The sequence below is a fragment of the Thermomicrobiales bacterium genome (genome assembly GCA_023954495.1).
Classification (GTDB): domain Bacteria; phylum Chloroflexota; class Chloroflexia; order Thermomicrobiales; family CFX8; genus JAMLIA01.
The window spans coordinates 1-3,698 of record JAMLIA010000139.1 but is presented as its reverse complement, the minus strand read 5'-3'; the positions used below and the strand labels follow the sequence as shown (position 1 = coordinate 3,698).

The following is a 3,698-nucleotide window of genomic DNA, read 5'->3' as shown; positions in this document are numbered from 1 at the left end:
AACGACGCCAGCAGCTGTGCATCGTGGACAAACGCGAGTCGGTCAAGCGCAGAACGAACATAGTTCTGCGCGGTCGCTACAGCCTCGTCAATTGCGCCGGAATCTTCGATGCGTTGAGCCAGGTCGAGGTAGTGCTCGTCCGTGACATTCTTGCCGTCAATGACTGTCTGCAGCAGATCCTCTTCGGGCGATCCGGAAATACGGCGACGATAGAGCATTGTCGGCAGCGTCACCGTGCCTTGTCGCAGATCCAGATTGGCGGTCTTCCCAGTCACGTCGGCACTTGAACGCAGATCCAGCACATCGTCAATGATCTGGAACGCCATGCCGACATCGCCGCCGAAGCCGCGCATCGCCAGGATCTGGGCCTCGTCCGCTTCGCCAAGGATGGCACCCATCTCCGCCGCGCCCGCGAATAGCGACGCAGTCTTGCCGTAGATGCGGTGGGCATATTCCTCGGTCGACTGGTCGAGACGATGAGCGGTGAAGACTTCGCGAAGCTGACCGTCGCAGATGTCGGCCAGAGATGACGCGAACACTGCTACTACGCGCGGATTCATCGTCGCCGCCGCGAGGATCGCCGACTGGGCAAACAGGTAGTCGCCAATCAGGATGACCGTGCCGGAATCAAAGAGCGAGTTCAGCGTCGGTTGACCGCGCCGCAGCTGCGACGTGTCGATGGTGTCATCGTGGACGAGGGAGGCTGTGTGCAGGAGTTCGACGCCTGCCGCCGCCGGGACGAGTGGCTCAATGTTGTACTCAAACGGCTTGGCGGCCAGAAGCAGCAGGAGCGGGCGAAGTCGTTTGCCGCCGGATTCGACAATCGCCTGGAGCAGGCGACCCAATCCGGGGTATTCGACCTGAGCGGCGAGTCGGACTCGCTCCTCGACGCGCGACATGTCGTCACGCATCGCGAGCATGACATCCTCAAATGACGTTACTACCTGCGGGCTGTCTGAGTCCTTACGGTCGACCAGGCCTGTCATTCCCCCCACGTTTCGTTGCGCTACGCTGACTCCCCTGCACCGCGAGGATTATACGAGGCGCTCCGATTGCGGCAACCACGTAACCTTTGACAATTGCTCGTGTTGTCGCCTGTCTGGAAGGGCGTTGTACACTTTGCCGAGCAATCTGTGCCACGATCAGGTTTCGCTCTGAGAAATTGCACTGCAATACACCTTGAACTCGACTGCGGTGGTACGGGAAGCGATTGCACTCCGTCAGAGTGTACCTGTTGCAGACGACTAGCAGGAGGACCCGGTTGATTCCCGATCGACAGCTCGGCAGGCCACGACAACGTCCATGGCCAGCAATCAGTTGGTGGTACAGCCTCTTGCTGATTCTGCCGCTCCTTGGCTTCCTCCTGACGTTTGCATTCCAGGGTGACGACCCGACCGGGTTATCTGGCATTGTCAAAGACGCCTACACCGGCAAGCCGGTCGCTGGAGCGACCGTATCCACCGCAAACGCCACGGCAACGACAGGCGACGATGGCAAGTTCAGCGTCGACGATGAGACCGCGCAGGTACTCACGATCACGCGGCCAGACTACGCGGGTGCCGAGGTAGCGATACAGGATAAGAAGAGCAACATTGAGGTGCTGCTCCGGCCAACGACGATTTCCGGTACGGTGACAAACTCACGATCAGGTGACGCGATGGCAGGCGTCATCGTTGTGCTAACGCGCGCTGACGGTCAGAGCGTTGCCGCGACGACTGATGCTGAGGGCAGGTACCTGCTGGCGGATGTCAGCGAGGGCGACACGCTGACGGTGCAGCTTGAAGGCGCAACCGTCGCGACCGAGACAGTTGGGCAGGACGCAAAGCTCGACTTCGCGATCCGGCCCGATGTGCTCACTGGCCTCATCACCGATACAAGTGGCAATCCGGTTGTTGGTGCCGTTGTGTCCGTTGGACAAGCGACAGCGACGACGGCTGCCGATGGAACCTATCGCGTGCCGGGCGTGCCTGAAGAGGGCACGATCACTGTGAGCCGCACCGGATTCAAGGACGCCACCGGCGAGCTGAACGACTCGCTGAAATTTGATGCGCAACTCGAAGATAACCGCATCAAGGCGATCTACGTGAGCGGCCCGGTCGGTGGTAACGACGATCTCTGGGAACAAAAGCTTCAGATCGCTGACACAACCGCGGTCAATGCTATCGTCCTTGACCTCAAGGATTCGACTGGCCAGGTCTTTTACGACACGCAGGTTCCGATGGTCGCGACGATCGGGGCCAAGAACCCGAAGTTCGATGTCAGCCAGCGCCTGAAAGAGATGAAGGATCGCGGGATCTACACCATCGCTCGCATCGTCTGCTTCGAGGATCCATTGCTTGCCGAGGCGCGACCGGACCTGGCGATTCATGACGTGACAACGGGTGGCCTGTGGACGACGTGGAACGGGCTTGCCTGGGTCAATGCCCATGAGCGCGAGGTTTGGCAGTACAACATCGATCTCGCAGTCGAGGCGGCGAACCTCGGTTTTGACGAGATTCAGCTTGACTACATTCGGTTCCCATCAGACGGACTACTGGAGGATGCCGACTACGGCGCACAATACGCGGATGAAACTCGCCTCGATGCGATCACTGGCTTTCTCGGCCAGATGCACCAGGCGCTTGAGCCGACCGGATCCCTTCTCGCCGTCGACATCTTTGGCCTGACGATGTGGGATGACGGAGACGGCGGCATCGGACAGAACTTTGCGGCCATCGCACCATTGGTCGATATTGTGTGCCCGATGATCTACCCGTCGCACTTCTACCCTGGCGACTTGGGGCTGGATATACCGAACAACCATCCCTATGACGTCATCTACAGCAGTTTGGTCAACGGTGCCGCGAAGGTGCCTGACGCAGCCTATAAGTTGCGACCGTGGCTCCAGGACTTCTCGTATGGCGAGGGGATCGAGTACGGAGATGCTGAAGTTGCCGCGCAGATTCAGGCAGCGGACGACTTCGGTGGAAACGGATGGTTGCTCTGGAGCCCCAGCAACGAGTATCACGTCGGTGGGATAGCGCCGAACTAGATACCTCGCATCAATCGACAACGAGCGAAACGCGTCAACCGGACGAGACGGGCTCGGTGGAATCGAGCCCGTCTCTGGCTGCATTGTTCAGGCTGCTTCGACCCCGCCAATGGACCAAGAATGCGATCGTCTTCGCAGCACTGGTCTTTGACCATCGGCTCCTCGATGGCCATCGCTTTGCCATGTCGCTGGGCGCGTTCATCGCATTCTGTCTTGCCAGCTCCGCTACGTATGTCATCAACGATCTTCGCGACGTCGAATCGGACCGCTTGCATCCCACAAAGCGCAACCGACCCATCGCCTCTGGTGCTGTTTCTCCATTGGTTGCACGCTTCATCGCGGCTGCTGCGCTGGCGCTAGCGCTTCCGCTTGCGTTCCTCCTTGCGCCAAAATTCGGGCTAATTGTCGCTGGCTACATCGTGCTGATGATCACCTACAGTTTGGTACTGAAACAGCTCGTCATCGTCGACGCGTTTGCGATCGCCGGAGGTTTTGTGCTGCGGGCTGCCGGCGGGGCGGTGGTCATATCGGTGCCGATCAGTCCGTGGCTCTATGTCTGCATAGTCCTGCTGGCGCTGTTTATTGCTTTTGGCAAACGACGGCACGAGCTCTTGTTGCTGGAAGAGAACGCCGGATCACATCGGCGGAATCTCGACGATTATTCGCC

3 protein-coding genes are annotated in these 3,698 nt (G+C 59.3%); 2 read left to right on the top strand and 1 reads right to left on the bottom strand.

Annotated features, from left to right (window positions below; all coding sequences use genetic code 11):
- Positions 1–986, bottom strand: a 986-nt coding sequence (locus M9890_15555) for a polyprenyl synthetase family protein (GenBank protein MCO5178370.1), incomplete at its 3' end; no start/stop codon positions are given.
- A gap of 275 nt (positions 987–1,261) precedes the next feature.
- Between M9890_15555 and M9890_15550 the strand changes: the two genes are divergently transcribed.
- Together M9890_15550 and M9890_15545 are read left to right on the top strand one after the other, a co-directional pair.
- Positions 1,262–3,031, top strand: a complete 1,770-nt coding sequence (locus tag M9890_15550) for a carboxypeptidase regulatory-like domain-containing protein (protein ID MCO5178369.1) — start codon at positions 1,262–1,264, stop codon at positions 3,029–3,031.
- Positions 3,032–3,087: 56 nt separating this feature from the next.
- Positions 3,088–3,698, top strand: a 611-nt coding sequence (locus M9890_15545) for a UbiA family prenyltransferase (GenBank protein MCO5178368.1), incomplete at its 3' end; no start/stop codon positions are given.